Consider the following 24,884-nt stretch of genomic DNA (forward strand, 5'->3'; position numbering starts at 1 on the left):
CATAGCTGAAGGAAATCCAACGGCATAGACAATCAGTCAGCGTGGTTTGAAGAGCAAACGATGCTATCGATCCAGGCATTGATCTCGGCTTCCACCCAGACCGAGCATCTGGCGCCCAGCGTGCGGCATTTGGGAAAACGACCCTCGCTCATGCGCTGATAGATCGCCGAACGGCGAAGCCCCACCCGGTCCATAACCTCAGGCAGGCGCAGAAGACGCGGCGGGTGTGTGCTGGCAGGTTCGATTCTAGCAGCGGCGTCGGCGCTAACTTCGGCGGGTTTGGAATTTGCAGTCATTGACGTTCCTGTCGGGTTCTTGGCTCGGTCCCCTCCGAGTTGCCCTGCTTCAGCGGGTCAGGGACATGGCGATGTCGCGATTGGCGAGATCATCAATGTGTTTGGCGAGCAGCTTGGCCACGAGCTGGGAAGTGCCGGTTGCCCAGCGCGGCCTGAGGTCCGCCACCCGGCGACCGAGGGTGCGATCGAGCTGCCCAGGCAAGCTCGTGATGAATTCATCAAGGAATGCGCCCATGTCGCGGTGCATCCATTCGCAGGCCAGCACCTCTTCACCGGCAAGCGTCAACACGATGGCTGCGTGAGGACATGCGCCGCAGACCTCGAAGATCCGCACAGCCCTGTCGATGCTGATGGCACGCTGGCCGCGCATGACCTTGAGGAGGGTTTCACGATGGATGCCTGCCTCACTGGCGATCTGATGCTTCGGCTTGTCGGCCGTTTCGATGGCGTGGGTCAGGACGCGAGCGAGGCTCGCATTCGTATGGTCGGCGGATTGATGCATGGTGACGACTCCTCTGGATGAGCATGTGAGTCGAAGGCTTATCGCGCGCAGCGCATGTAGGAAACAATTTAGAACATATAGCGAACATCTCGTTTCTAGGTGAATCAATCTCAGAGCTTGATTCGGCGTGGAATGCCGACACGCATGATGGGAAAGACCGACAGGTTACCTCAATCAAGTGGCTGTTTAAGGTCGCATTCACCGCCAAAGCCCGTTCCCAATGTCCGTATGCATCCGCCTGCGGGCCATCGGCTTCGTTCGAACTTTCCTACGCCAACTTCCTAGATGCATAGAGAACACACAGCGAACGAAAGAACGCTGTTCCACCCTCCCACACGGAGTTCTTTATGCAGTCCCTCCCCTTCCACAGACGCACTGGCGCGTCCCACCAGCGCACCGCCAAAGCCAACCGGGCGATGACCTTTGCCATCCCCGTGCTCATCGCCAGCCTCGCTGCAGGCGCAGCTTTTGCAGGCGCTGATACAACCTTCGATCCGGCGCTCGCCCAGTTCACGAACTTCCTCGAGGGCTCGGGCGGCAAGATCATCACCGTGCTCAGCCTTGCTGGCGGCCTCATTGGCCTTGCCTCCGGTCGCTTCTCGCTCGGCCAGGTCGCTGTGCCGGTGGGTGTCGGCATCGGCGTCGGCACGGGTGTTCCGATCGTCACCTCGGTCGTGACCGCGATCATCTGACGCATCGGACACGGGAAGGCGGCGTTCTCATGGCAGATCCCTACATCATCCCCCGGCGGCTCGACGATCCAGAGCTTATTGGCTTTTGGACCATCGACGAGTTTGCCGGGATGATTGTCCCCTTCACCTGGGGGATCCTCAGCCAGCATATCTTTATCGGCATTATTGTTGCGTTCGGCGCCTGGTTCGCGCTGCGAAAGGCAAAAGCAGGACGCGCCAGCTCCTGGGTAGCCCATGCCGCCTATTGGTATCTGCCGGCCGGATTGCTGGGTCTGAAATCCACGCCGCCTTCCCACTGCCGCCTGCTTGCCGGTTGAGGGGAGACACTCATGTTTGCCGACATTTCCCATGAGCGCCAGCAGACGCTGCTGCGCCAACGCAATCTGTTTGCACTGACCAGTGCCGGTCTCGGGATCGCGCTTGTCGTTGCCACAAGCCTAGCTGCGACACGTGACCGCGAGGTTGTCCTGCTGCCCACGCTGCCGCGCGAACTCACTGTCAGCAGCGCCGGGGTCGATGCCGACTACCTTGAGCTCGTGACCCGCGATACCGCGCTGGTGCTGCTCAACCGCAGCCCGGAGGGTCTCGACTACTGGATGGGCGAGATTCTGAAGCTCGCCGACCCGGTCAGCCATGGCCAACTCAAAGCCGACCTCGTGAAGATCGTCGCCGAGCAGCGCGGCTCGGACGTCACCCAGGCCTTCATCATCCGCTCGATGACGGTCGATCCCAGAGGCCTCACCTCAGAGGTTACGGGCACGCTCAAGACCTTCGTGGGCGCGCAGGTGATTGCCAGCGATGATCGCCGTTTCCGGTTCACCTGGACCTATCGCGGGCTGAGGCTCTCGCTTGCCGGGTTCGCCCAGCTCCCCACCAAAGAGACATCCAAGGAGGCCCGTTGATGGCTTACGCCCATGCCTTGCGACGCGCGAAGAGGCTCGCCTGTGCCAGCGCTCTCGCCTTTGCTTGCCCTGCTCTTGCCGCTGACCAGTTCAAACAAGCCGCCGATGGGTCGAGCATCGAATGCGCGGTGTCCGCGCGCGAGCTCACCCGTTTTGCGCTGATCGACGATCAGTTTGCGAGCGTCTCGAAGATTTCCAGCGGCACGCCGTACAATGATTTTGCGGTGACCAACGAGCCGCTGCGGGGCGATATCTATGTTTCGGTGCCCGAGACCTTCGCGGCCCGCTCGATCAGCTTTTTTGCCACGACCCGCAAGGGCTTCGTCTACAAGGTTGCCTGCCGGATCGAGCAAATCCCTGCTGTCCAGGTCTTCATCACCAATCCGGCGATTGCCCGGAACATGGCGGCGGATTGGGAGAAAGAGACCCCGCTCACCGCGAGCGCGGTGCGGCTCATTCAAGCGATGGCGGACGACCGGTCGGTCGAGGGCTTCGAGGTACGGCAACTGGCTGCGCCGCCCGCGCGCGTCGGCGACCTCGAGGTTCAGCTGATTGCCGATTACCGGGGCAGCAGCCTTGCCGGCAAAGTCATCCGCATCGCCAACCGCGGCGCGCAAAACGTCACTCTTGCAGAGCGCGACCTTGCGCCCGCTGGCGCCCTAGCGATCGCAATTGTCAGCCCAGTGCTCGCACCGGGCATGAGCACCACCGCCTTTGTTGTCGGTGGCAACGGGGAGCAGGGCCAATGAGCGACGCTCCCACCCCTCCCGTCCCGGCTCAGGCCGAGAAGGCGACAACCTCGCCGGTTGCGGATCTCAATGCCAAGACCGCGCGCCGCCAGAAGCTGCTGCTCGGCACGATTGGCGCGGCCATCCTTGCAAGCGGCAGCTGGTTCATCCTCGGGGGCGATGACGGCGCCAAGGGAAGCGACCCTGATGCACCGCAGACAATCGATACGGCGGGTCTCGTGAACCGAGACCTCTCCCAGCGTGAGTTCGTGGCAACTTATGGCAATCGGCTCGATGCGGTGTCGCGTGAGCAAAAGGCGCTGAAGGACACGAGCGTTCCGCGCTCGGAGATCGAGGCACAGCTCGCCGCGCTCAAGTCAGAAAACCAGGCGATGCGGACCGACGGCCAGGCGGCGATCGACGCAATCTCGGCAGAAAATGCTGAATTGCGCTCGCGGCTTGCGAGCCAGAGCGCTCCGCCCCCACCAAGCGCGCCGCTGCCAGCCTACGGCCCGCAAGCGGGCGGCTATGATGCCCGCGGACGCGCGCCAACTTCGGTTGGAGCAGGAGCGCCGAATATCGCAGAGCCGGTCTTTGCGGCCCCGGGCGAAGTCAAGCTGATGAGCTTTGGCAGCGACAAGGCAGCAGGCGGCGGTGCCCGGTCCATGCGGCCTGAAGTGCCTCCGGTGGTGGTCGAGGACTCTCCCGATTACCTGCCGCCCAACTCCTATGCCTCGGCGCGGGTGATCGTGGGCGTCGATGCCTCTACCGGGGTCAGCAGCCAGACCGATCCACTGCCGGTGGTGCTGCGGATCACCGGGCCAGCGCGCTCGGTCATGCAGAATGGCAAGGTGCTGACGACGCGTATCGAAGGCTGCATCGTCAACGGGGCAGCCCGCGGCGATCTCTCTTCGGAGAAGGTCTATGTGAAGCTGGCCCGCATGACCTGCGATCAGCCTGGTGGCCGGGTCGCGGTAAGCGAGGTCAAGGGCTTCATCAGCTTTGCCGGTAAATCCGGTGTGCGCGGGCGTGTCGTCAGCCGGGAAGGCAATCTGGTCAGCCAGGCTTTGCTGGCTGGCATTGTCGGCGGGTTCGGGCGCGGCTTCTCAGCCAATGCCAATGGCATTTTCGCCGGACAGCTTGGCGCTGGCCAGCAGCGCCCCTCCTTGTCAGCGACTGACATTGTCGCTGGCGGTCTCGGCCAGGGCGCGGGCGAGGCGGCTGACACGGTCAGCCGGTATCTCATCGAACGCGCCGAACAATACCAACCCGTCGTCGAAATGCCGACCGGCATCGCGGTCGAGATCGTCTTTCTCGACGGCGTTTATGTGAGGAATTCGCAATGATCCTTGACGCAAACCACTCCCCAAAGCGCAAGGCGCCGCGCTGGATCCGGCCCGCTGCCGCCTTCGCCTCGCTCATAGCACTTTCAGCTGCAACAGGCTGGGCTGCCGCCAGCTTTGCAAGTACCACCAAGGCTGCGGACACGGACACCGTCAAGAAGGCGCTCGAACTGCGTCTGCCCAAGACGCCGATCACGCAGATCGACTGCAAGGGGATCGGGGGCCTGTGCGAGGTCGCCTCTAAATCGACGCTGTTCTATGTCGACCGGGCAGCCCGCTATCTCGTGATCGGCCGTGTCTACGACATGGAGACGCGTCAGGATCTGACCGCTGCGCGGTTGCTGGAGCTCAATCCTGACCTTTTGACCGCAGGAGCGCCGCGCAGCGCGGAGCCGCAAGATAGAGCGCAGCAGGCCCCGCGCGCAGCGGCAACAAAGGTTTCGCTTGCAGGCCTTCCGGCCAATGGCGCGATCACCTGGGGGCCGCCGAACGGCCTGAAGGCCGTGGTCTTTTCGGACTTCAACTGCGGCTATTGCAAGAAGCTCGAGGAGGAGTTGAAGGCAATCGGCGCGCGGGTCGAGGAACGCCCGATTTCGATCTTCGGGCCGGAAAGCCGCCGCGAGGCCGAGCGGGTGCTTTGTGCGCCGAAGCCCGATCTTGCGCTGAGGCTGGCCTATGCCGGGACTGCGCTCGCCAATCCCAAACCCTGCGACACCAGCGGGCTCGATGCCAACGAAGCCTTTGCGAAAGCGAACGGTTTCATGGGCACGCCGGTGATCGTGCGCCCGTCTGATGGCGCCGTGATTGAGGGCTACCGCCCAGCACATGTGCTCCGCGCTTTCCTCTCTGGGAAGACTGCGCCGACCCCAACCCCGACCAAGAAAGGATGATCGCCATGCGTCGCAATTTTCGACTTCCGCTGTGCGCCAGCCTCGCCGTCCTGTTAAGCGGCTGCGCCACCTTTGGCACCAATGTCGAAGGCTCCTTCCAGTGCCGTGCGCCCGAAGGCACCTGCGCGCCTTCGCACATCATCGATGCCCGTGCTGCGAGCGAAATCAGGCAGACAGAGAACCCGGTGAACGCCGTGCACCCGCACCGCATGGTCGCCCCGGGCGATCAGGCGCGCACGGCCGAGCGCACCTTGAAGATCGTCTTTCCAGCCCGTGTCGATGAGACCGGAACGCTGCACGATGAGGCTGTTGCCTGGACAGTCATCGAAAACCCGCGCTGGGCGGCTGAGCTGCGCAGCAAGCCGGGCAGCGAGGCCGCAACGCCGCTGATGCGGCAGCTGCGCCGTCAGCTGAAGACCGCGCAGGAGCAACGGGTGTCCACCACCAATCCTGATGGCGCACCGGACAGCCAGGACAATCCCTCGCAGCTGTTTACGCCATCGCCCTCCGATGACCTTTTTCCCTTGGCCTCGCCGCTGGCCCTCCCCTCCACGGCGCGCGAGGCTGATGCCGGTGCTGATGCACCGGCGGCCGAGGGGTTCGACATGCCAGTGTCCCCGCATGATCGAGCCCCTCGGCCTTCTGCCTCACACAGCGCACTGACCTATCCCAGCATCGAGGCGATTGAGGCCGCGAAGAGTGACGCAGCCGGTTCCAAGGAGCCAATGTGATGGCGCAGCGGATCAAAACTGTCGTCGATTCCGTGCTCAGCGGCCTGCTGGGTGATGCCGAACATGCCGAGGCGGGGCGTCCAGTCCTGATGCTCGACCTGTTGTCGGACTGGCTGCCTTACCGGGTCTATGATCCGGCAAACCGGCTGTACCTCAACGCGCGCTCCGAAGGCTTTGTGTTGTCGGTCACGCCGCTGATCGGCGCCGACGAGCGCACCGGCGAGATCCTGGGTCAATTCTTCTCAGAGGGTCTGCCGCCCGGCGCGTGCCTGCAGGTGCTGCAATGGGCGAGCCCGCGCATCAGCCGGATTATCGGGCCGTGGTTTGCACCGCGATACCTTCAGGGCGGGGTTTATGAGGCGATTGCGCGCCACCGTGCCAAACGGCTCTATGGTCTCGTTTGGCAATCGGGCTCGGCTGATGCGCCGTTTCATGCACGCCACCACCAGGTGATCGTCTCGGTGAGCGTGCCTGCCGCCAAGCACGTCAGTCATGAGGAATTGAAGCAGACCCGCGATGGGCTCATCGCCATGCTGCGCTCGCTGAACCTCGGGGTGGTCGAAGTCGGCCCTGAGAGTCTTATCGCGCTGATCGATGATCTGACCTCACCTACCACTGCGCCGCAGGAAGATGCGACGGCCTACAATCCTCATGATGCCATCGCGGCGCAGGCGATCCGCCATGATATCGAACTTCTTGTCGAGGAAGATCGCATGCGGCTTGCGACCGAACGGTTCCGCCCGACCGGCAAAAGCCATGGCGGCGTGCCGGAGATCGGCACGATCTATCCTGATGCCTTCGATGTCCGGCATTTCTCGGTGCGCAATACGCCCGCCCGCTGGGCGCCGTGGGAATGCGCGCGGCTGATCGGCGACATGTTCACCGACAAGCTGCGCTTCCCCTGCCCTGCGGCAACGATGCTGTGCCTCGTCTATCCGGACCGCGAAGCCGCCGAAGCAAAGGCCGGGTTCAAGTTTATGCGCACCACCAGCCTGTCAGGTACGCGCAGTGCGCGGTTCTTGCCGCGCATCGGCGAACAGGCGGCCGAGTGGCAGCATGTCCAGGCAGAGCTGCAGGAGGGTCGGCGGCTCGTGCGGGTCTTCTACGGCCTCCTCACCTACTCGCCGCTCGGCCGCGGCGACAGCGACGAGCGCGCCATCAAGTCGATCTACAAGGCGGCAGGCTGGGACCTTGCCGACGAGCGCTTTCTCCAGATTCAAGGCCTGCTTGCCGCTATGCCGATGACCCTTGCTGACGGCCTCGGGGCCGACATGGAGCGCCTGAAGCGCTTCCGCACGCTGCTGTCGACCACGGCCGCCAACATCGCCCCGATGCAGGGCGAGTATCTCGGCAGCGCCCTCCCGCACCTTCTGTTTGTCGGACGGCGCGGCCAGCCCTTCTTCTGGTCCCCCTTCGAGAACGAGGCGGGCAATCACAATGTCGCGATCTGCGGCAAGTCCGGGTCGGGCAAGTCGGTGCTGCTGCAGGAGATGTGCGCGGCGCTGCGCGGTGCAGGCGCGCAGGTGGTCGTGATCGATGACGGCCGGAGCTTCGAGCATTCGGTCAAGCTGCAGGGCGGCCGCTTTGTCGAGTTCACGATGAAGGCGGGGTTCTGCCTCAATCCCTTCTCGATGATCGACGCCGCGCGCGCCGCCGAGGACGAAGACTACCGGCTCGACTGCTTCGGAATGGTGAAGGCCATCATTGGCCAGATGGCACGGCATTCGGCGGCGCTCTCCGATATCGAGCGCGGGCTGATCGACCGGGCGGTCAACACCGTCTGGAACGAGGCCGGCACCGCAGCAACGGTCACAAGCGTCGGCGAAGCGCTCAGCCGTACCGGGCACGACATGGCCGATGACCTTGCGACCTCGCTAGCGCCTTACACGGCAGGCGGGACCTATGGCGCCTTTTTCGAGGGCGAGGCGAGCCTCGCGCTCGACAGCGATTTCACGGTCTTCGAGATGTCTGATCTGGGTGCGCGCGAGGAGCTGCGCGCAGTCGTGCTCTCGGCGATCATGTTCATGACCAGCCAGGCGATGACCCGCACCCCGCGGCAGGTGCGCAAGCTGCTCCTGATCGATGAAGCCTGGTCGATGTTGAAGGGCGGCTCGATGGGTGAGTTCGTCGAGACCTATGCACGCACCTGCCGCAAATATGGCGGGGCGCTGGCAACAGCGACGCAGTCGCTCAACGATTACTACAAGTCTGACGGGGCAACGGCCGCGCTCGAGAACAGCGACTGGATGCTGATCCTGCAGCAGAAGCCCGAGACGATTGCCGACTTCAAGGCCTCCAAGCGTCTCGACATGGATGACCGTACCGAGACGCTGATCCGCAGCCTCAAGCGCTCGGGCAATGACTATTCCGAGGTCTTCATCAAGGGCCCGGAGGTCGAAGCGATCGGACGGCTTGTGCTCGACGCGTACTCATCGACGTTGTTCTCGAGCTCGCCCGACACCTTTGCTACGATCGATGCCGAAGTCGCGCGCGGACACCAGCTGGCCGAAGCGATCGAACGCATCGCCTTTGGCCCATCGTCCTGACCATTCCGATCACTGAGGATCACCTTCCATGACCACATCCCCGCCCCTCCCTCTGCTTGCCGCCGCAGAGCCCAACCCCGCGCAAGGCGACGCGCTCGATGCGTCTCGTGACGAAAAGGCTCACAAAGGCTGGCGCACGCGCGCAGGGGACCTGTGCTTCATTACGCTGAGGGTCAGCACCTTTTTGGGTTCGAGCTACCTGATGGCGCTCGGCGTGCCGCTGGTCTTCTTTCTCGCGATCTCGGGCGGCGACGCTCCGAGCCTCTTTGCGCACCTTGCCAATCTGGCCGAGCGCTTCCTCGCGGCGGACCACGCCCGGCAGGTCAGCTTTCTCGCTGAGTTCAAGCTGGTGCTGATCGCCGCCGCAACACTGATCGCAGCCTGGCGCTTGCCGCGCTTCCTCAGGGATCTCGAGCGCGACCTTTTGGGAGGAAAGAAGTGAAGAACATATTGGCAACACAAAAGTGGCGCGGCCTCGCTCTCAGCCCGACTGCGATGCTGCTCGGAGCAAGCATGATCGGCTCCACGCTTTGGGGTGTCTGGGCGACCGATCGGCTGCTTAACCTCGAAAAGCGCGAGGTCGTTACGGTCCAGCTGAGCCAGATCATGGGCGAATTCATCGAAGCCGAGGCGCGCGCCGGTCGTCCCCCTGAAGAAACCCGCATGCGGGTGGAGCTCTATCTGAAGGCGGTCGAGGCATCGGTCCAAGCTCTGGGGCGCGAGGGCCGCACCGTGCTTGTCGCAGAAGCAGTGGTCTCGGGCAGCGCGCCCGACTTGACCGAAAGCGTCCGCGCCGATGTGGCGCGGCGCATTGCCGGTGTTCCCGATGCGCGGCGCTGACATCTTTGCCCGCTCGGCCACGGCTCGCCGTCTCGCGCTCGTAGCGTGTGTAGGCGCGGGCGCGTTTGGCCTTACCGCGCTCAGCGGCTTTGCCACCAGCCACGCGCTGATGATCAATGTGAGCCCAAGCCTGCCCTATTGGGCGATCTGGACGAGCCGCGACGAGCCCGCTCAACGCGGCGATATCATTCTCTTCACCCCACCCGCCTCGCCGCTGCTCGAGAAGCACTTTGGGACGCGCCCTCAGCCCTTTGGCAAGATCGTCAGCGGCATGCCCGGCGATCTCGTGACCCGCGAGGACCGCACGTTTCATGTAAACGGTCGCCCTGTGGCAACCGCCAAGCTGACAAGCCGCCTCGGCGAACCGCTGGCGCTTGGGCCCACCGGCAAGGTTCCTGAGAACTGCTACTTCGTCGCCACCCCGCACAAGGACGGGTTCGACAGCCGCTACGCCGCGATCGGATGGATTTGCCGCGAGCGCATCCTTGGGACCGGGAGGGCGATCCTGTGAAACCGCTTCTCGTCCCTGTCCTGCTCCTGCTTTCCTGCAGCATACCTGCGGTAGCAAAGGACTATGGCCAGCACGGAACACTCTGGCCGGTGATCGAGCCTGATCTGCTCGAGCAGATCGAAGCGCGGCTCAAACACCTCGAGGCAAGCGGCGAAACCGCGCGCCTCAATGAGCGCCTCAAACAGCGGACGATAGCCAGGGTCAACCGGCCCGAGCCGGTCGCCGGGATCATCCATGCGGCGAGCCATCGAAGCTGGCAGTTCGATCCGACCATCAGCGCTGAGCGCGATATTGCCGACGAGAAAGGCCGGATCATCATTGCGGCCGGCACGCGGGTCAATCCGCTCGATACTGTGTCGATGCGTGCACCGCTGGTGTTTCTTGATGGCGACGATCCTGCGCAGCTGGCCTGGGCGAGCGCACGCTTCGGCAAGACGAATGCCAAGCTGATCCTCGTGCGCGGCGCACCGCTCGCCCTCATGAAAGCGCGCCAACGCCGGTTCTATTTCGACCAGGGCGGCACCCTGGTGAAGCACTTCGGCATCCGCGCTGTGCCCGCCGTGGTCGAGCAGCAGGGCCGCGTCCTCCGTATCACCGAAACACCGGTCAAAGGCGGAGGTCATACGCCATCATGAACCGACAAAGCATCTTCTTAAGATGGATTTGCGCTGCACTCTTGATGTTGGCGATAAGCTCGCCGGCAAGTGCTGACGCGGGCCCGGGCAAATGCACCGGCAAGTTCGTCAACCCGATTACCGATATCTGCTGGTCGTGCCTGTTCCCGATCTCGGTGGGCAGCCTCAAGATCTGGCCCTCGAACCGCCCTGACCCCGACAACCCGGATCTTCCCGTGTGCCTGTGCGGCATTCGTCCCGGGATCGCGATGGGCTTCTGGGAGCCGGTGCGCCTCGCCGATGTCAGCATGAAGCCGTGGTGCTTCGTCAATCTTGGTGGGATGAAAATCGACCCGGGCTTCGACATCGGATTCAAGACCATGGCCGGGCCTTCAGCGGTGGGCGGCGCAACACAGTACCATTCGCAGTGGCATGTCCACTGGTATGCCTACCCGCTGATTTACTGGATGGAGCTGGTCGCCGATTTCCTTTGCCTTGAGGCAGGCTCGGTCGACATCCTCTATGTGAGCGAGATCGATCCGCTGTGGCAGGACAGCGAGCTCACTGCGATCATCAATCCTGAAAGCGTCCTCTTCGCCAATCCGCTGGCACTCGCAGCCTGCGCTGCCGACTGCGTTGCAGCCACATCGAAGCTCCCGGTCGATGACCTGTTCTGGTGCGCTGGCTGCCAGGGCACGATGTATCCCCTGAATGGTAATGTCTCGGCGACGATTGGCCATGTCCAGGCCTCGCGCCTCGCTCTGTCGCGCTTCTCCTACAAGCTGCATCGCCAGCTCGTCGCCTGGGGCACGATGGGCAGCAAGGGTCTGTGCGGCAAGTACCTCATGCCGGCGATGAGGAAGCAGCAATACCGCTTCCAGGCCACCAACCCCAATCCGCAGACCAAGGGCCGCTATGCCTGCGCGCCGATTGGCGCCTCCACCACCTTCATGTCAGCAGGACAGGTCTACCCCGCCATCGGCGAGGACATGGGCTACCTGGTCTGGCGCAAACGGAACTGCTGCGCGCTATGAGAAAGCCCTACACCCTTCCTGTACTTACGTTTTTCGTAAGCCTTGCAGCCCTCGGGGGCGCGGCCGCGCAGACGATCGAGCCCGAGCTTGATCTCGCTGCCATTCGCGCAAGGGCGCAAAGTGATGCGGGCGAAGCCGATGCACTGGCTGCCACGGCCCGGGACCGGGCCAACGCGGTCATGGACCAAGCAGATGCGGCTGCGCTCGAGGCGCAGGCGCATGGCCAAGATTATGCGCGGACAGTACCAACTGCGACCCCGCAGCCATCGGACCTAATCTTCGATTTCGATCAGATGGTGACCGCTGCCGGGAAAGCGGCCAAAGGCAATCTGGGTGAGGCGCCGCGCTTCATTGCCTTTGCCTCACTGTCGATGCCGCCCGCCGCCTTGCGCGACATGATCGGCCGAGTGAACGCGGCAGGCGGCGTTGTCGCGCTGCGCGGCTTTCCATCAGGAAGCGCCAAGGTGCTGACCGAAGCGCTCAGCAAGGTTGCGCTGGATCAGGATCAACTTGGCAGTGTCGGGATCGATCCCCGGCTGTTCCGGGCGTTCAACGTCACTGCCGTCCCAACCTATGTGGTCGCAAGTACCGACTTTGACCTGTGCGACGGGTTCGACTGCCAGACGCAAATCCCGCCGCATGACCGCCTCAGCGGCAATGTGACGGCCGATTTCGCGCTTGAGACGATCGCGCGGGGCGGCGGTCCTGCCGCGCGCATCGCCGCCCAGTATCTTGCTCGTCTCAAGGGTGCGGACCAATGATCCGGACTCTCATCACCGGGTTCGCTGCCTTCGGAGTGTGGCTTGCACCTGCGGCCGAGGCGCAGAATGCGCCGCAAGCCCCAGGCAGCACCGTCGCGGCCAAGGCTGATGGCAAGGCGTTCGGGCGCGAACAGGCGGCGGCTGCGCAAGGCGCCGCAACCACCCGCCCCGATGCGAGCCGCATTCCCAATTTCAGCAGCGATCCAGGTGAAGCACGCTATTTCAATGATCCGGCGCGCATGGAGCGCGAGGCAGCCAGTCAGGCGAATGGCCACAGTGGCTATCGCACGATGCGTGATTCCATGGAGCGGCGTGCACGCTTTGCACCCCAGGATCTTGATGCCGTGATCGCGCGCAGCGATCTAATCAACACCGATCCGCTCGCCTTCACCAGCGGCATGAGCGTCAGCGGATCGCAGGGCCGCTGCGTCCCGCTACCCCCCGGGAGCGGGAGCGGCGCGCGCTACATGGCAACCTGCAATGTCGGCTACACCGCGAGCGAGGAGACGCGCAGCTGTGCGATCCTGCTCAATGTCGAAGTCGAGACACAGACTCGCTACATCTATTGGTGCAACGAGTTCGGCTCTGGCGATCAGGAGAGCTGCACACGGTTCGACGCTGCAGGCTGCGAGCGCACGGGCTTTATCGAAGGTCCTTGCCTGCAATGGGCCGACTTCGGCGGCCCGCGCTTCTGTGCAGAGCCCGGAAACCCCATCAGCGTCATGTCCTGCCCCGCCCCAGTTTCAGGCGGCGAACTTCAGAACATCGTCGCGACGCGGAGCATATCAACCAATCGCGACGAAAGCCGGTGTGCCAGCCTCGCATCGGATACCAGCTGCCGCCAGGCCACCGAGGTCTGCAGCGACAGCGATCCGGTCACCCGGATCATTGACGGCGTTGCCGTGACGCAGCCCTGCTGGGCGTGGGAGCGGCAGTACGCTTGCGCGCAATATGTCGAAGCACAGGACTGCCAGACACTCGAGACAACGCCGGGCTGCAACTTGGTAGGCGAGGAGTGCTTGTCGGGTGAACCCTGCCGCACCTGGGAGCGGGTCTATGACTGCCCGGTGCCCGATCAACCGGGCAGTCCCAACCAGTTTATCTGCGACGCCGATGTCTACTGCATCGACGGCTCCTGCGAGACGATTACGCGCGAAGCCAATGACGAGTTCAAGGACGCCGTGGTCGCGCTTAATGCGATCGACCAGGCACGCCGCGAGTTTGATCCCGACAACCTCAGCCTGTTCAAGGGCACTCGCAACACCTGCTCGTCCAAGGTCTTCGGCGTGCTCAACTGCTGCAAGGGCAAGGGCTTTCCGCTGATCCCCGGCATCCAGCTCCTGGTCAGCCTTGGCTGCAGCCGCGAGGAAATGCTGCTGCATGAGCGCGATGCGCAGGGCCTGTGCGCCTATGTCGGGACCTATTGCTCGGACAGCTTTCTCGGCGTCTGCCTGACCAAGAAGAAGGTCTATTGCTGCTTTGAATCGAAGCTGTCGCGGATCCTGCAAGAGCAGGGTCGCAAGCAGCTGAACAAGCCTTGGGCCAAGCCCAAAACCGAGCAATGCCGCGGCTTCACCCTCGAGGAATTCTCGCGGCTCGACCTCAGCCAGATGGATTTCAGCGAGGTCTATGCCGAATTCACCGAAGCGGCCCGTCTGCCCGACGAACTCGCGGTCGCGAGCGATCTCCAGCAAAAAATCGAGGACTATTATGCCAGTGCCAGCAACTAGGGGCGCTTGGCGCCCGCTTGCCGTCTGCCTCGGCGCCCTCGCCTGCCTGGGTGTCCAAACCGCTCCGGCACAAGCACAGGAGCAGCCCGCACCCAAGAACGTCGAGGCGCAGGACAGCTTCTACTGCGAGGAGCGCAAGCTCGGCTACTGGTTCTACTGCACCCGGCCAAAGCCGGCTGAGCAGACGACACCGACGGCCGCTCCAAGTGCGTCAACCCAGCTCGATGCGATCACCTCAACCCTGCGCGAGCTCAAGGCCAAAGCCATTCTCGAGCCGACCCCGGCGAATGTGACTGCCTATATTCGCTTTCAGCGCGAGCAACTCGATCGTGCGTCGTTGTTCAGCGATGTCTGGCAGCGGGCGATCTGGCAGGATCCCGAGCTCGACTACACGCTGCAGCGGCCGGTCTCGACGCTTGGCAAGCGCCAATGGCAGGACAGCCGCAGCGCCGAGCGCGATGCCACGATGGCGCAGCTCTCGGAGCGCTACGGGCTGTTCTACTTCTTCGCCCAGAGCTGCGCGGCCTGCGAGGTGATGTCGCCGATCGTGCAGGGCGTAGCCTCGCGCTGGAAGATCACGGTGCGGGCGATCTCCACCGACGGCGGGCCCTCGCGCCATTTCCCGGGCTACACGGTCGAGACCAACCAGCGCACCCGCATGGGTCTGGAGCCCAGGATCACGCCCGCCGTGGTCCTGTGGGACGCCCTCAAGAACCAGCCCATCCCGATCGGCTACGGCGTGATGAGCGCTGACGAGCTTCAGGACCGCATTTTCCTCCTCACATCGAAGGAAGCCGGACGTGACTATTGATCCATCGCGCCAGAAGCGTAGTCTCCACCCCGCCCCAAAACAGCGCGCAGCGCTGACCGCAAAACGCCTCATCGCCGGCTTTCTTGCCGTAACGCTCCCCCTGTCGAGCGTCTCGGCGGATGTGGGAAGCTCGATGGATTCCTTCCTCAACGATGTTGGCGGCGCCGCCAATGTGACGGGGCCGACGGCGTTCGAAGGACAGTCGGCAGGCTATTACAGTCTCGGCAATGTCTGGACGCGCTTCCCGCAGAAGACGACCAACATCGCCAATCTGCAGCTGCCCCGCGCCCGGGCCGGCTGCGGCGGCATCGACATCTTTGCCGGGTCCTTCAGCTTCATCAATGCCAGTGAAATCGTCGCGATGATGAAGGCGGTGGCCAACAACGCGGTCGGCTTTGCCTTCAGCCTCGCGATCGACACAGTCTGCCCCGAGTGCTCGAAGATTATGCAGGAGTTCAGCCAGAAAGCGCAGCTCATGAACAACCTCAACATCAACTCCTGCGAAATGGCGCAAGGGTTGGTCGGCGGCATCTGGCCCAAGGGCGATCTGGCGGACAAGGCCGTCTGCGAGGCGATCGGAAACTCGGAAGGGATCTTCACCGACTATGCCGCAGCCAAGCATGGCTGCGGCACCAGAGGCCAGCGCACCAGCACGACTGCGCAGGGTGCAGGCAAGTATGACGACGTCAATCCGGGCGTGGCGCGCAACTACACCTGGACGATCCTCAAGAAGTCCGCGTTCTTCTCACCGGGCGGCAACTTCGATCGCGAACTCGCTGAATATGCAATGACCCTGCTCGGGACGATCATCTACGTGCCGCCGACCGACGACCAGCCGGGCAAGTTCATTCCGATTGCGGGCGAAGCGTCCTCGACGCTTGTGACCTCGCTGCTCGATGGCACGAGCGGCAGCAATGTCCTGATCTATGACTGCGACGAGCCGGACAAATGCCTCAACCCTGGCTTCAAGCCATTGAGCCTTTCCGCATCGAAGGCGTTGCGCCCGAGAGTATCGGCGCTGATCGCCGGCATGGTGGGCGCGATCCGCGAGGATACACCGATCACCGACGCGCAGAAGGAGCTCCTGCAGGTCTCCTCGATCCCGCTCTACAAAATCCTGACTGTGCAAGCGGCCTATGGCCGGGGCATGCCGACCGATGACCGCGAGACCCTCGCTGAGATCGCGAGCGTCGACCTCCTGTTCGCGGTGCTTGACCGGATCGTCAGCGAGGCAGGCCGGTCGATGTCGAGCTTCATTGGCGCTGACGAGGCCAAGATCGCGATGTGGCAGGGTCAGGTGAATGTCGTGCGCCAGACGTTGGCGGACCGGCAGGCCAACACGCACCTCAAGGTCGGCGCGATCATGCAGATCATCGAGAAAACCGCTTTCATCGAGAACGTACTGGCCGCCTCGATGTCGCCGGGCATGGCAGCGTCGCTCGACTGGTCGCGCGGCGTTCAGACCCGCGCCCTCACCCAATAATTCCACTGACGAGCCGAAAGCGCAGCACAATGGTTGAGATCTTCACGGTCGGCGGCGGCGATTATCTCGTCAATGTCTTTCAGGCTGTCGCTGCCTGGACCGGCAACGGCGGCTACAAGAGCCTGCTGCAGGTCGTGATGGTCATGGGCCTCGCTCTGTCGGCGATCACGCTGGCCTTCAATCAGGACTGGCGCGCATGGATCAACTGGTTCCTTGGTGCGACCCTCATCTACTCATGCCTGATGGTGCCGCGGCTCGATGTGCGCGTCACCGACCGGCTCAATCCCAGCCTCGCGCCAGCCACTGTCAGCAATGTGCCGCTAGGCCTTGCGCTAATGGCGAGCTTTACCAGCCAGGTGGGCGATTATCTCACCGGCTCGGCCGAGGTGGTGTTCGCCCTTCCCGGCGATCTCAACTATTCTAAGAATGGCATGATCTATGGCGCGCGGCTGTATGATGCGACGCGCTCCTTGCGCATCTCCGATCCGGAATTTGCCGCCAATCTCGATGAGCATTTCCGGCAATGCGTCTTCTACGATGTGCTGCTGGGTCGCTACTCGATGAAGGAACTGGCCGAGAGCGGCGACATCTGGGCGACCATTGCGCCCGGCAGCCTGGCACGGGCGCAGCGCTTCCTCACGCGCGATGCGAGTTCGGGCGAGGTGATCTCGGATATCGTAACCTGCCGCGAAGCTTATGGCGCGCTCAATGGCCAGTGGACGAGCCTCGTCGACAGCATGGGCACGGTCTTCGGGCGGCAGCTCTATCCCAATCAGACGGCGACGCTCGCCAAAGCCAAGCTGTTTGCCGATCTGCCCGTGGCCTACCAGTACCTCACCGGCGTATCGGCCAATGCGACCGACATCTTCAAGCAGACGCTCACCATCAACGCCATGAGTCAGGCGATGCATTCCATGTCAGCGGCAACCGGTGCCGGGAATGTCGATGTCTATGCGCAGACGCGCGCCGACATTCAGACCGAGCGGACCTATGGCTCGATTGCCAGCAACGCGATGAAGTGGGTGCCGCTGCTCAACATCGTACTTACGGTGCTGTTCTACGCGCTGTTCCCGGTCCTTTTCCCGCTGTTCCTGATGCCCAAGACTGGGCCGATGGCCCTGAAAGGCTATGTCACCGGCTTCTTCTACCTTGCCGCCTGGGGCCCCCTGTTCGTCATTTTGCACATGATGCTGATGTACAAGGGCTCGGCTGACATGACTGCGGCGACGGGCGCGAACGGTCTGAGCCTTGCCAGCTTCACCGGCATGGCCGACGTCAACAGCGATATCGGCCTTCTTGCAGGATACCTGATCGCCTCAGTCCCTTTCCTCGCTGGCGGTGTTGCGAGGGGCGCCATGGCGATCTCGCATCAGGCAACGAGCTATCTCAATCCGAGCCAGAACGCTGCCGAAGAAGCTGCCCGCGAGGCGAGCACCGGCAATGTCTCGCTCGGCAATACCAGCTTCGAGAACTCGAGCGTCATGACACGTCAGTTCGCACAAGGAACGGTAGCCCCAAGCTTCACCTATGGCGCACAGCAGACCCGCACGGTTAGCGATAGCGGCGCGGTCACCACGAGCTTCGGCCAAGCCAGCTACGATCAGCTGCCGAATTCGAGCTATCCCTTCACTCCGACGCTGGGGCAGGAATTTACATCGCGGCTGTCGACGATGGCATCGGAGGCTCGTGCCAATAGCGAAAGCTATGCCAACGTCGCCGCGGAATCGACATCCAGTGCAGTGAGCAGGTTCCGCGAGCTCAGGGACCAGTTCAGCAAGGGCAATTCCTTCGAGAGCGCCAGCGGGACATCGAACTCCGACAGCATCCAAACCGCGTTCAGCGAGGTCGATCAAGCATCCACCAACCTACAGCGGCAGTTCGGGCTTTCGCGCAGGGCCGCTGATGACATCTCTACGGCCTGGTTCCTTGGTGGCGAGGCGGGAGCCAAAGCGGGCCTGTCAAATGGGGTGCTTTCTGGAAGCATAGGCGCAAAGGGCGGTGGGACACGGACCTGGACCGACAGTGATATCGGCATAGCATCGGAGGATCGTTCGCGAATCTTCGGGAGTCTGTCTCAAATGTCGGATAGCCGAAATTGGTCGAACACCCGCGACGGCTTCGTCCGGTCCGTCAGTACCTCGTCTAACTCGTCAGTCTCTAGCACCGCGAGCGGCTTGAATGCCTCTCTGACAGAGGCGCAAAGCTACACCGTAGAGGCACGCCGGGCTGAAGAGCTTGCCAATCGCCTCGAAAGCCAAGCATCTTTCTTCGAAGGCGACAGTGCAGCGGGCAACCTCAACCTATCGCAAGCCTATAGAGACTGGGGCTTGGCCGAGATCGAAGGCAATCGCGATTTCTACGGCACCGCGCGGTTCGACGACATCGCTTTCCAGCTCAGCTCGGAAGGCCAAGCACTGCAGGGGAAATTCATCGGAAGCTACGCCGAGCAACTTCGCGACGGGATTGAAGATCGCCTTGTTCTATCCGCAGGTCAGCCCGTTTCTCGCCCTTCGATATCCGGTCCAGGCTCCGTGCGTGGGCGCGCGCAGATTGGCCAGGGAGTTCCAGCTGAGGTCCCTCAGGTGGACACAGTAACCATCCAAAATGAGGTGCAGCGAGCTCAGGCTGGCGGTCGCCAGACGATAGGCGGATCGAAATCGCGCCTGGACGCAGTTACCAAGGGCGCCAAGGGCGCGAGTGCAGAGGCAGCGGATGATGTAAAGCAGTGGTGATGTTCGGATCACCACAGTCCGAATGACGCGCCTGCCAAAAAAGCGAACACTGCAACGATGAGGGAAACGCCTAGTATCGTCAGCTTGCGTCCCCAAGGATCAGCCCAAGATTTCTTGACCCGGTACTCCATCAGCCTGTTGTCACGGATTGCCTGATCGATCTCGGACAGCCCATCCCAATTGCGGGTTTCGCGAGCTTTGGAGCTTTCGTTATCGAAATTGGTCATGATGGCATTCATCCCGCTTCTTGTTAGAACATAGAGGAAACACTCGAGCGGGGCTAGCAAATTTCGGCAGATGCAAATTGGTTCCCAGCCGCGCCAGAGCATTCTGATCGCGCCGGCGAGTACACGGTCCACAATGATGCCTTACACATCGCGATCCCCAACGAACCGTCAGGCTGCACTTCATCAGTTAGTAGGCGACGCCAAGCGCCATAAGGCCAGCCATATGCGACATCAGCCGAAGCCGTTATAAACGATTTTCCCTTGGAATGCGATTCCATTGACATTTTCTGATTTTTGGCTAGAACTAGAATCCATGAAAGCGATCCACCTTCAGGCATGCGCCAGCATATTTAGCGGTTCCGCCGTTGTGCGGGGAGCAAGCGACTCGCGCGCCGTGATGGTGGGCGACCTTGATGGCGGCGGCGTTCTTCCCCGGCTGCTCACAAAGGTGGGCGCCCCTCCCTCTGGAAGCTCTGGGACCTTGCGTGCATTTGACATCGTGATCTCATTGCGCGGCAATGCCAACAACGCCGCTGTGATTGACCCTGCCGATCTTGAGGGCACGCCGCTGTTCGCCACCCTTGACCTTGCCGTTATCAGGCTCGCCGATCCAGAATGCGTCAGCCCGCACTACATCGTTACCTACCTCAATCTGCCGACAACGCAGGCAATCCTTGCCGATGGCCGGGAAGGGTCAGCAGCCAAGCGCCTTCCGCTAGGCCCGTTGAAAAGTCTTCAGGTTCCCATTCCTGACTGGCAGCGTCAGTCGGCGATTGTTTCCCTTGCACGCGAGGCGGCAGAGGAACTGCGTCTGGCCGTTCACCTTGCCCGCCTTCGCTCCACCCTCATCAATCATTGTCTGGCCGAGGCCGCTGCCCTGCCCATGAAAGAAGCCACCCTATGACCCCCGTCAAACAGTCCGACGTCAACAAAGCCGCATGGGATGCCTGCGACACGTTTCGCGGTACCATCGATGCAGCCAACTACAAGGACTACATCCTTGTCTTCCTGTTCTGGAAGTACCTCAGCGACATCTGGGCGGACGAGCGCAAGCAGGCTGCCGAACAGTACGACGGCGACAAAACGCGCATTGCACGCCGCCTTTCGCGCTTCCGCTTCCAGCTCCCTGACGGCACCAGCTTCCATGACCTTTACTCGCAGCGCAACGCCGAGAACATCGGCGAGCTGGTCAACATCGCCCTCGAAGCGATCGAAGACGCGAACCTTGCGAAGCTGGAGAACGTGCTCACCGCAGTCGATTTCAACAGCCGCAACAGTTTGGGCGAAACGGCAGATCGCAACCGGCGGGTGAAGGATCTGTTCGACACCTTCCACAAGCCAGCGCTCGATTTCTCGCCCTCGCGCTTCTCGGGCAAGGACACCGCCGAAGACGTGATCGGCGAAACTTACATCTACCTGATTTCGCGCTTCGCCAGCGATGCGGGAAAGAAGGCGGGCGAGTTCTTCACCCCGCGCAAGGTGTCTGAGCTACTGGTCAAGCTCGCCGATCCGCAGCCGGGCAACCGCATCTGCGATCCGGCCTGTGGTTCTTCCACGCTGCTGATCCGCGCTGCCGAATATGTGGCGGAGAAGGAAGGCAAGCACCACGCCAGCGAGGCCAATGTCGCGCTGTTCGGACAGGAGGCAACCAACCAGACCTCGGCACTCGCCCGGATGAACATGTTCCTTCACGGGCTGGATAGCGCGCGCATCGAATGGGGCGACACGCTGACCAACCCCAAATTCCTGACCGAAGATGCGCTGATGCGGTTTGACCGGGTGATCGCCAATCCGCCCTTCAGCCTCAAAAAGTGGGGCAGCGAGACGGCGAAGAACGATCGCTTCCACCGCTACCACCGCGGCCTGCCGCCGCAGTCGCGCGGGGACTATGCCTTCGTCAGCCACATGATCGAAAGCGCCCGTCCGCGTGAGGGCAAGGTTGCGCTGATTGCGCCGCATGGGGTGCTGTTCAGGGGCGCGGCCGAAGGTGTGATCCGGCAGAAGCTGATCGAGGAGAACCTGCTCGATGCGGTCATCGGTCTCCCCGCGCAGCTGTTCCCCTCCACCGGCATCCCGGTGTGCATTGTGATCTTCGACCGTTCGCGGGAAAAGGGCGGCGCGCGCGCTGGCGTGGATGATGTGATGTTCATCGATGCGAGCCGCGATTTCACCCCCGGCAAGAAGCAGAACGAGCTGGAGGAAGGCCACATTGCCAAGATCGTGGCCACCTATCAGGCGCGCAAGGATGTGGAGCGTTATTCCGCCCTCATCGAGCGCGCTCAGATCCGGGAGAATGGCTACAACCTCAACATCCCCCGCTACGTCGACACCTTCGAGGCCGAAGCCGAAGTCGACATTGCCGCTGTTCAGGCCGAGATCGTGGCGCTGGAAAAGCAGTTGGCCGATACGCGCAAGCGCATGGACGGCTTCCTGAAGGAACTGGGGGTCTCGCTCTGATGGCCAGTGACCTGATCCAGTACCAGACCCAGGATGGCGTCACCATCATTCGCCTTCAGGCGCGCGATGGCAATGTGTGGCTCAGCCAGGCTGAGATTGCCGAGCTATTCCAGGTGACCCCGCAGGCTGTCACCCAGCACATTCGCGCGATATATGAGGACGAAGAGTTGGAGCAGGCGGCAACCTGTAACGATTACTTACAGGTTCGAATGGAGGGGAAGCGCGAGGTATCTCGCCGCATCGCCCACTACAGCCTCCCCATGATCCTCGCTGTCGGTTTCCGCGTCCGCTCCCCGCGCGGGATGCAGTTCCGGCGCTGGGCAGCAGAGGCGCTCAGCCAGTATCTAGTCAAGGGCTTCGTCATGGACGACGAGCGCCTGAAGGACCCCGATACCGACTATTTCGAGGAACTGCTCGCTCGCATCCGCGACATCCGCAGTTCGGAAAAGCGGTTCTACCAGAAGGTGCTGGAGATCTACGCGACCAGCGTGGACTATGATCCACGCGCCGAAAGCTCGACCCGGTTCTTCAAGACGGTGCAGAACAAGATGCACTACGCCGCGCACGGGCAGACGGCGGCCGAAGTGATCTACAGCCATGCCAATGCCAGTAAGGACCATATGGGCCTGACGCACTGGGACGGCCAGAAACAGGGCAAGTCCCCGCGCAAGGCCGATGCGATGATTGCCAAGAACTACCTGAGCGAAGAGCAGATCGAGCCGCTCAACCGCGTCACCACGGCCTATCTCGAATTTGCCGAATTGCAGGCACAGGGGCGGCGCCCGATGCATATGGCGGACTGGATCGCCAAGCTGGACGAGTTCCTGAAGCTGGCGGATCGCGACATCCTTACCGGCGCAGGACGGATCAGCCATGCCGCCGCCATGGCCAAGGTGGAGGCGGAATACCCCATCTGGAACCAGCGCCGCATCAATGCCCCCAGCGCGGTCGAGCAGCATTTCCAGGAGGCGACACAGGCGGCCAAGCGTATCGCGGCAGAGAAGAAGAAACCGAAGCGCAAGGGGAAGGACGATGTCTGATCCCCAGACCAATAAGCTCTCCCACTACTTCACGCACAGCAAGCGGAAGGGGCGGCCCGGTCTTCCGCTTGCTTCGGTCACCATGAACGACGGCCTTGTGCTTCGCGAAGACATGGACCGGAAGATGGATACCAGCCTGTCCGCTGAGCAGCATTCGCTCGTCGAACCCGGTGACATCGCCTACAATATGATGCGCATGTGGCAGGGAGCGTTCGGTCTCGCCAGCGCGCCGGTCAATGTCAGCCCAGCCTACGTTGTGCTGCGGGCCAAGTCGACGCTCGATCCCCGTTTCGCCGCGCACTGGCTCAAATCAGACCGCGCGCTCTATCTGCTCTGGGCTTATTCCTATGGCCTGACGGACGATCGCCTACGTCTATACCCCAAAGAATTCTTGCAAATTCCGGTGCAATGGCCTGATCTTGACGAACAGCGCCGCATTGTGGCGGTGCTGGATGCATGGGATGAAGCCATTTCTGCTTGCGAAAAGCTCGCCAAATCAAAACAGAAGCTGTTGATCTCCGCCGCAGAAAGGCAACTGGACTGCTGGCCTGATGCCGTCGAGCTCGGCACCCTGACGCGCGTCAACTCAGCGTCGTTGCCCAATGCCACTGCGCCTGACTTCGAGTTCGAGTATTTTCCTATTGGCGACGACGACGAGGCTGGGGGGTGGATGACATATTCGGTAAGCCCGTCTCGCGCCCGTCGGCTCGCAAAACCCGGAGATGTGGCGTATTCTACGGTTCGCCCTCTCCTCCGCCGGCTCTTCATTGTACATGAGCACCCAAGCGCGGTGTTCTCGACTGGCTATGCGATCCTTAGCCCGAAGGAAAATGGCGATAGCGCATTCATTTTTCACCTGATGACGTCCGCAATCGTCGAACGGCAAGTTCACGCTCGCGTTACGGGTTCGGGCTACCCCGCCATTTCTGCGTCCGACCTTAAGACCATCAAGATCCCCAAAATCCCCAAGGATCAGAGGACGCGGATAGGGCAGACCCTCACAAGCGCTTCCGATGAGGTCAAGCAGCTCGAAGCTATGGCAAATCTTCTCCGCAACCAGAAGCGCGGCCTCATGCAGAAACTGCTCACCGGTAAGTTGCCGGTCCCCAAAAGCATTGACGCACTGCTTCCCGGCACCATCGAGGTGGCAGCATGAAGTTCATCTATGTCGATGAAAGCGGCGGCCGCGATCAGGGTGACGTCTTCGTCATGTGCGGCCTGATGGTCGACGCCTACAAGCTTCGGAAGAAAACCGCCGATTTCGATGCGAAGCTTGAGGCGCTGTTTGCCAAGCACCCCGGCAACCGGGGCGATCTCAAGACGAGCCGCTTTATCAATGGCAAGGGCGCCTGGAATCAGATCGATGCACAGGAACGCAAGGATTTCCTCACCGAGATCTGCCGCCTCGCTGTGGCCAATGGCGGCAAGATCTTCGGCATCGGACTGTCATTCAACGCCTTCGACGCGGCCGTGGGCGCTGGTCATGGGCACCCGTTCGGCAACAGCTATTGGATCGCTGCTAGCATGTTCACCAGCGCGCTGGTGCAGAAGAAGATGCAGAGCGTAGCCAACAGCAAGGGCCTGACTGTTCTCATCATGGATGACAACAAGAAGGAGATGCCACAGCTTTCAGACGGTCTTTACGATTGCAGCGACTGGTATGACGGGCTGTATCAATGCCGGGGCAAACGGTATGGGAAAAGCGTCTGGCTCCCGCGGACAGACCAGAACCGGTTCGATCACATCATCAACACGGCGTTCGCCATCAAGTCGGACCATTCGTCACTGGTGCAGGTCGCTGATGCGATCAGCTATGTGTATCGTCGCCACCTTGAGTTGAAGTCGCAGCCGGAAGCTTATGCTGGCGAGCAAGCCTATTATCAGGGGCTGATCGACATTCTCGAACCGCATCGCGAGAAGATCGGGCAATCGCCCAACGAGCTCTGCGTTGCCTTTTACCGCGCAGCCCAACATCCGGATTGGCCGCTTTGAGCGCGCCCCGCTTCACGACCTC

The 24,884-nt window shown here is 62.2% G+C and carries 26 protein-coding genes; 23 read left to right on the forward strand and 3 right to left on the reverse strand.

Features of this window, described 5'->3' with window-relative positions:
- Positions 1-32 precede the first annotated feature (32 nt).
- Both ACSSV3_RS08870 and ACSSV3_RS08875 read right to left on the reverse strand, forming a co-directional pair.
- Positions 33-296 carry a helix-turn-helix transcriptional regulator gene (locus ACSSV3_RS08870; protein WP_354324240.1) on the reverse strand — a complete coding sequence of 88 codons (264 nt, stop codon included), beginning with the start codon at positions 294-296 and terminating at the stop codon, positions 33-35.
- A 49-nt stretch (positions 297-345) separates the two neighbouring features.
- Entirely contained in the window at positions 346-798 is a 453-nt protein-coding gene (locus ACSSV3_RS08875) for a helix-turn-helix domain-containing protein (RefSeq protein WP_354324239.1), read from the reverse strand.
- Between the two features lie 416 nt (positions 799-1,214).
- Between ACSSV3_RS08875 and ACSSV3_RS08880 the strand changes: the two genes are divergently transcribed.
- The 18 genes from ACSSV3_RS08880 to ACSSV3_RS08965 all read left to right on the forward strand — a co-directional run bounded on the left by ACSSV3_RS08880 (position 1,215) and on the right by ACSSV3_RS08965 (position 19,146).
- Positions 1,215-1,490 (forward strand): hypothetical protein, encoded by a 276-nt coding sequence (locus ACSSV3_RS08880; protein ID WP_354324513.1) that lies wholly within the window; start codon positions 1,215-1,217, stop codon positions 1,488-1,490.
- A gap of 29 nt (positions 1,491-1,519) precedes the next feature.
- Positions 1,520-1,807, forward strand: coding sequence for a type IV conjugative transfer system protein TraL (traL, locus tag ACSSV3_RS08885; RefSeq protein WP_066112198.1), 288 nt, complete (start codon positions 1,520-1,522; stop codon positions 1,805-1,807).
- A gap of 12 nt (positions 1,808-1,819) precedes the next feature.
- Entirely contained in the window at positions 1,820-2,392 is a 573-nt protein-coding gene (locus tag ACSSV3_RS08890; protein WP_354324237.1) for a type IV conjugative transfer system protein TraE, read from the forward strand.
- The gene (locus ACSSV3_RS08895) at positions 2,392-3,141 is read left to right on the forward strand and encodes a type-F conjugative transfer system secretin TraK (protein WP_354324236.1); all 750 of its coding nucleotides are present in this window, start codon (positions 2,392-2,394) and stop codon (positions 3,139-3,141) included. Before ACSSV3_RS08890 ends, ACSSV3_RS08895 begins: the two co-directional genes overlap by 1 nt.
- Positions 3,138-4,466, forward strand: coding sequence for a TrbI/VirB10 family protein (locus ACSSV3_RS08900; RefSeq protein ID WP_354324235.1), 1,329 nt, complete (start codon positions 3,138-3,140; stop codon positions 4,464-4,466). The genes ACSSV3_RS08895 and ACSSV3_RS08900 overlap by 4 nt, the downstream gene beginning before the upstream one ends.
- Positions 4,463-5,353 carry a DsbC family protein gene (locus ACSSV3_RS08905; RefSeq protein WP_354324233.1) on the forward strand — a complete coding sequence of 297 codons (891 nt, stop codon included), beginning with the start codon at positions 4,463-4,465 and terminating at the stop codon, positions 5,351-5,353. Before ACSSV3_RS08900 ends, ACSSV3_RS08905 begins: the two co-directional genes overlap by 4 nt.
- A 5-nt stretch (positions 5,354-5,358) precedes the next feature.
- On the forward strand, positions 5,359-6,084 hold the full coding sequence (locus tag ACSSV3_RS08910) for a phage virion morphogenesis protein (protein ID WP_354324231.1): 726 nt from the start codon (positions 5,359-5,361) through the stop codon (positions 6,082-6,084).
- Positions 6,084-8,630 (forward strand): type IV secretion system protein TraC, encoded by a 2,547-nt coding sequence (gene traC, locus ACSSV3_RS08915; protein WP_354324230.1) that lies wholly within the window; start codon positions 6,084-6,086, stop codon positions 8,628-8,630. Before ACSSV3_RS08910 ends, traC begins: the two co-directional genes overlap by 1 nt.
- A gap of 28 nt (positions 8,631-8,658) precedes the next feature.
- Complete coding sequence (locus ACSSV3_RS08920) at positions 8,659-9,072, forward strand: hypothetical protein (RefSeq protein WP_354324229.1); 414 nt, start codon at positions 8,659-8,661, stop codon at positions 9,070-9,072.
- A complete protein-coding gene (locus ACSSV3_RS08925) occupies positions 9,069-9,470 on the forward strand; it encodes a type-F conjugative transfer system protein TrbI (protein ID WP_354324227.1) in 402 nt (133 codons plus the stop codon). Before ACSSV3_RS08920 ends, ACSSV3_RS08925 begins: the two co-directional genes overlap by 4 nt.
- Positions 9,427-9,981, forward strand: coding sequence for a S26 family signal peptidase (locus ACSSV3_RS08930; protein ID WP_454184791.1), 555 nt, complete (start codon positions 9,427-9,429; stop codon positions 9,979-9,981). The genes ACSSV3_RS08925 and ACSSV3_RS08930 overlap by 44 nt, the downstream gene beginning before the upstream one ends.
- A complete protein-coding gene (gene traW, locus ACSSV3_RS08935) occupies positions 9,933-10,616 on the forward strand; it encodes a type-F conjugative transfer system protein TraW (protein ID WP_454184792.1) in 684 nt (227 codons plus the stop codon). Before ACSSV3_RS08930 ends, traW begins: the two co-directional genes overlap by 49 nt.
- 44 nt (positions 10,617-10,660) lie before the next feature.
- A complete protein-coding gene (gene traU / locus ACSSV3_RS08940) occupies positions 10,661-11,629 on the forward strand; it encodes a conjugal transfer pilus assembly protein TraU (RefSeq protein WP_354324223.1) in 969 nt (322 codons plus the stop codon).
- Between the two features lie 179 nt (positions 11,630-11,808).
- Positions 11,809-12,390, forward strand: a complete 582-nt coding sequence (trbC, locus tag ACSSV3_RS08945) for a type-F conjugative transfer system pilin assembly protein TrbC (RefSeq protein ID WP_354324222.1) — start codon at positions 11,809-11,811, stop codon at positions 12,388-12,390.
- On the forward strand, positions 12,387-14,120 hold the full coding sequence (locus ACSSV3_RS08950) for a conjugal transfer protein TraN (RefSeq protein WP_454184793.1): 1,734 nt from the start codon (positions 12,387-12,389) through the stop codon (positions 14,118-14,120). Before trbC ends, ACSSV3_RS08950 begins: the two co-directional genes overlap by 4 nt.
- The gene (locus ACSSV3_RS08955; protein WP_354324221.1) at positions 14,101-14,931 is read left to right on the forward strand and encodes a conjugal transfer protein TraF; all 831 of its coding nucleotides are present in this window, start codon (positions 14,101-14,103) and stop codon (positions 14,929-14,931) included. The genes ACSSV3_RS08950 and ACSSV3_RS08955 overlap by 20 nt, the downstream gene beginning before the upstream one ends.
- Before the next feature lie 133 nt (positions 14,932-15,064).
- Positions 15,065-16,414 carry a conjugal transfer protein TraH gene (locus ACSSV3_RS08960; RefSeq protein ID WP_354324508.1) on the forward strand — a complete coding sequence of 450 codons (1,350 nt, stop codon included), beginning with the start codon at positions 15,065-15,067 and terminating at the stop codon, positions 16,412-16,414.
- A gap of 29 nt (positions 16,415-16,443) precedes the next feature.
- Positions 16,444-19,146 carry a conjugal transfer protein TraG N-terminal domain-containing protein gene (locus ACSSV3_RS08965; RefSeq protein WP_354324220.1) on the forward strand — a complete coding sequence of 901 codons (2,703 nt, stop codon included), beginning with the start codon at positions 16,444-16,446 and terminating at the stop codon, positions 19,144-19,146.
- Positions 19,147-19,154: 8 nt separating this feature from the next.
- On the opposite strand, the gene ACSSV3_RS08970 is transcribed toward ACSSV3_RS08965, so the two are convergent.
- Positions 19,155-19,373: a hypothetical protein gene (locus ACSSV3_RS08970; RefSeq protein WP_454184794.1), complete on the reverse strand. Its 219-nt coding sequence runs from the start codon at positions 19,371-19,373 to the stop codon at positions 19,155-19,157.
- 313 nt (positions 19,374-19,686) lie between these two features.
- On the opposite strand from ACSSV3_RS08970, the gene ACSSV3_RS08975 reads away from it, so the two are divergent.
- From ACSSV3_RS08975 to ACSSV3_RS08995, 5 genes are read left to right on the forward strand one after another with little or no spacing between them, the layout of a single operon-like run.
- Entirely contained in the window at positions 19,687-20,277 is a 591-nt protein-coding gene (locus tag ACSSV3_RS08975) for a restriction endonuclease subunit S domain-containing protein (protein WP_354324219.1), read from the forward strand.
- Entirely contained in the window at positions 20,274-21,830 is a 1,557-nt protein-coding gene (locus tag ACSSV3_RS08980; RefSeq protein ID WP_354324217.1) for a type I restriction-modification system subunit M, read from the forward strand. Before ACSSV3_RS08975 ends, ACSSV3_RS08980 begins: the two co-directional genes overlap by 4 nt.
- Entirely contained in the window at positions 21,830-22,870 is a 1,041-nt protein-coding gene (locus tag ACSSV3_RS08985; RefSeq protein ID WP_354324215.1) for a virulence RhuM family protein, read from the forward strand. Before ACSSV3_RS08980 ends, ACSSV3_RS08985 begins: the two co-directional genes overlap by 1 nt.
- Entirely contained in the window at positions 22,863-24,026 is a 1,164-nt protein-coding gene (locus ACSSV3_RS08990) for a restriction endonuclease subunit S (protein ID WP_354324214.1), read from the forward strand. The genes ACSSV3_RS08985 and ACSSV3_RS08990 overlap by 8 nt, the downstream gene beginning before the upstream one ends.
- Positions 24,023-24,862, forward strand: a complete 840-nt coding sequence (locus ACSSV3_RS08995) for a DUF3800 domain-containing protein (RefSeq protein ID WP_354324213.1) — start codon at positions 24,023-24,025, stop codon at positions 24,860-24,862. Before ACSSV3_RS08990 ends, ACSSV3_RS08995 begins: the two co-directional genes overlap by 4 nt.
- Positions 24,863-24,884 lie beyond the last annotated feature (22 nt).

Source organism: Porphyrobacter sp. MBR-49 (assembly GCF_053628655.1).

What these genes read in the sequence shown, in the direction of transcription:
- ACSSV3_RS08880 (WP_354324513.1), top strand. Translation starts at nt 1,215, where the DNA reads ATGACCTTTGCCATCCCCGTGCTCATCGCCAGCCTCGCTGCAGGCGCA.
- ACSSV3_RS08910 (WP_354324231.1), top strand. Translation starts at nt 5,359, where the DNA reads ATGCGTCGCAATTTTCGACTTCCGCTGTGCGCCAGCCTCGCCGTCCTG.
- traU (WP_354324223.1), top strand. Translation starts at nt 10,661, where the DNA reads ATGTTGGCGATAAGCTCGCCGGCAAGTGCTGACGCGGGCCCGGGCAAA.
- traW (WP_454184792.1), top strand. Translation starts at nt 9,933, where the DNA reads ATGGATTTGCCGCGAGCGCATCCTTGGGACCGGGAGGGCGATCCTGTG.
- ACSSV3_RS08975 (WP_354324219.1), top strand. Translation starts at nt 19,687, where the DNA reads ATGAAAGCGATCCACCTTCAGGCATGCGCCAGCATATTTAGCGGTTCC.
- ACSSV3_RS08895 (WP_354324236.1), top strand. Translation starts at nt 2,392, where the DNA reads ATGGCTTACGCCCATGCCTTGCGACGCGCGAAGAGGCTCGCCTGTGCC.
- ACSSV3_RS08920 (WP_354324229.1), top strand. Translation starts at nt 8,659, where the DNA reads ATGACCACATCCCCGCCCCTCCCTCTGCTTGCCGCCGCAGAGCCCAAC.
- ACSSV3_RS08870 (WP_354324240.1), bottom strand. Translation starts at nt 296, where the DNA reads ATGACTGCAAATTCCAAACCCGCCGAAGTTAGCGCCGACGCCGCTGCT.
- ACSSV3_RS08960 (WP_354324508.1), top strand. Translation starts at nt 15,065, where the DNA reads ATGGATTCCTTCCTCAACGATGTTGGCGGCGCCGCCAATGTGACGGGG.
- ACSSV3_RS08950 (WP_454184793.1), top strand. Translation starts at nt 12,387, where the DNA reads ATGATCCGGACTCTCATCACCGGGTTCGCTGCCTTCGGAGTGTGGCTT.
- ACSSV3_RS08970 (WP_454184794.1), bottom strand. Translation starts at nt 19,373, where the DNA reads ATGACCAATTTCGATAACGAAAGCTCCAAAGCTCGCGAAACCCGCAAT.
- ACSSV3_RS08905 (WP_354324233.1), top strand. Translation starts at nt 4,463, where the DNA reads ATGATCCTTGACGCAAACCACTCCCCAAAGCGCAAGGCGCCGCGCTGG.
- ACSSV3_RS08980 (WP_354324217.1), top strand. Translation starts at nt 20,274, where the DNA reads ATGACCCCCGTCAAACAGTCCGACGTCAACAAAGCCGCATGGGATGCC.
- ACSSV3_RS08965 (WP_354324220.1), top strand. Translation starts at nt 16,444, where the DNA reads ATGGTTGAGATCTTCACGGTCGGCGGCGGCGATTATCTCGTCAATGTC.
- ACSSV3_RS08985 (WP_354324215.1), top strand. Translation starts at nt 21,830, where the DNA reads ATGGCCAGTGACCTGATCCAGTACCAGACCCAGGATGGCGTCACCATC.
- ACSSV3_RS08890 (WP_354324237.1), top strand. Translation starts at nt 1,820, where the DNA reads ATGTTTGCCGACATTTCCCATGAGCGCCAGCAGACGCTGCTGCGCCAA.
- ACSSV3_RS08990 (WP_354324214.1), top strand. Translation starts at nt 22,863, where the DNA reads ATGTCTGATCCCCAGACCAATAAGCTCTCCCACTACTTCACGCACAGC.
- ACSSV3_RS08930 (WP_454184791.1), top strand. Translation starts at nt 9,427, where the DNA reads ATGTGGCGCGGCGCATTGCCGGTGTTCCCGATGCGCGGCGCTGACATC.
- traC (WP_354324230.1), top strand. Translation starts at nt 6,084, where the DNA reads ATGGCGCAGCGGATCAAAACTGTCGTCGATTCCGTGCTCAGCGGCCTG.
- ACSSV3_RS08900 (WP_354324235.1), top strand. Translation starts at nt 3,138, where the DNA reads ATGAGCGACGCTCCCACCCCTCCCGTCCCGGCTCAGGCCGAGAAGGCG.
- traL (WP_066112198.1), top strand. Translation starts at nt 1,520, where the DNA reads ATGGCAGATCCCTACATCATCCCCCGGCGGCTCGACGATCCAGAGCTT.
- trbC (WP_354324222.1), top strand. Translation starts at nt 11,809, where the DNA reads ATGGACCAAGCAGATGCGGCTGCGCTCGAGGCGCAGGCGCATGGCCAA.
- ACSSV3_RS08875 (WP_354324239.1), bottom strand. Translation starts at nt 798, where the DNA reads ATGCATCAATCCGCCGACCATACGAATGCGAGCCTCGCTCGCGTCCTG.
- ACSSV3_RS08955 (WP_354324221.1), top strand. Translation starts at nt 14,101, where the DNA reads ATGCCAGTGCCAGCAACTAGGGGCGCTTGGCGCCCGCTTGCCGTCTGC.
- ACSSV3_RS08995 (WP_354324213.1), top strand. Translation starts at nt 24,023, where the DNA reads ATGAAGTTCATCTATGTCGATGAAAGCGGCGGCCGCGATCAGGGTGAC.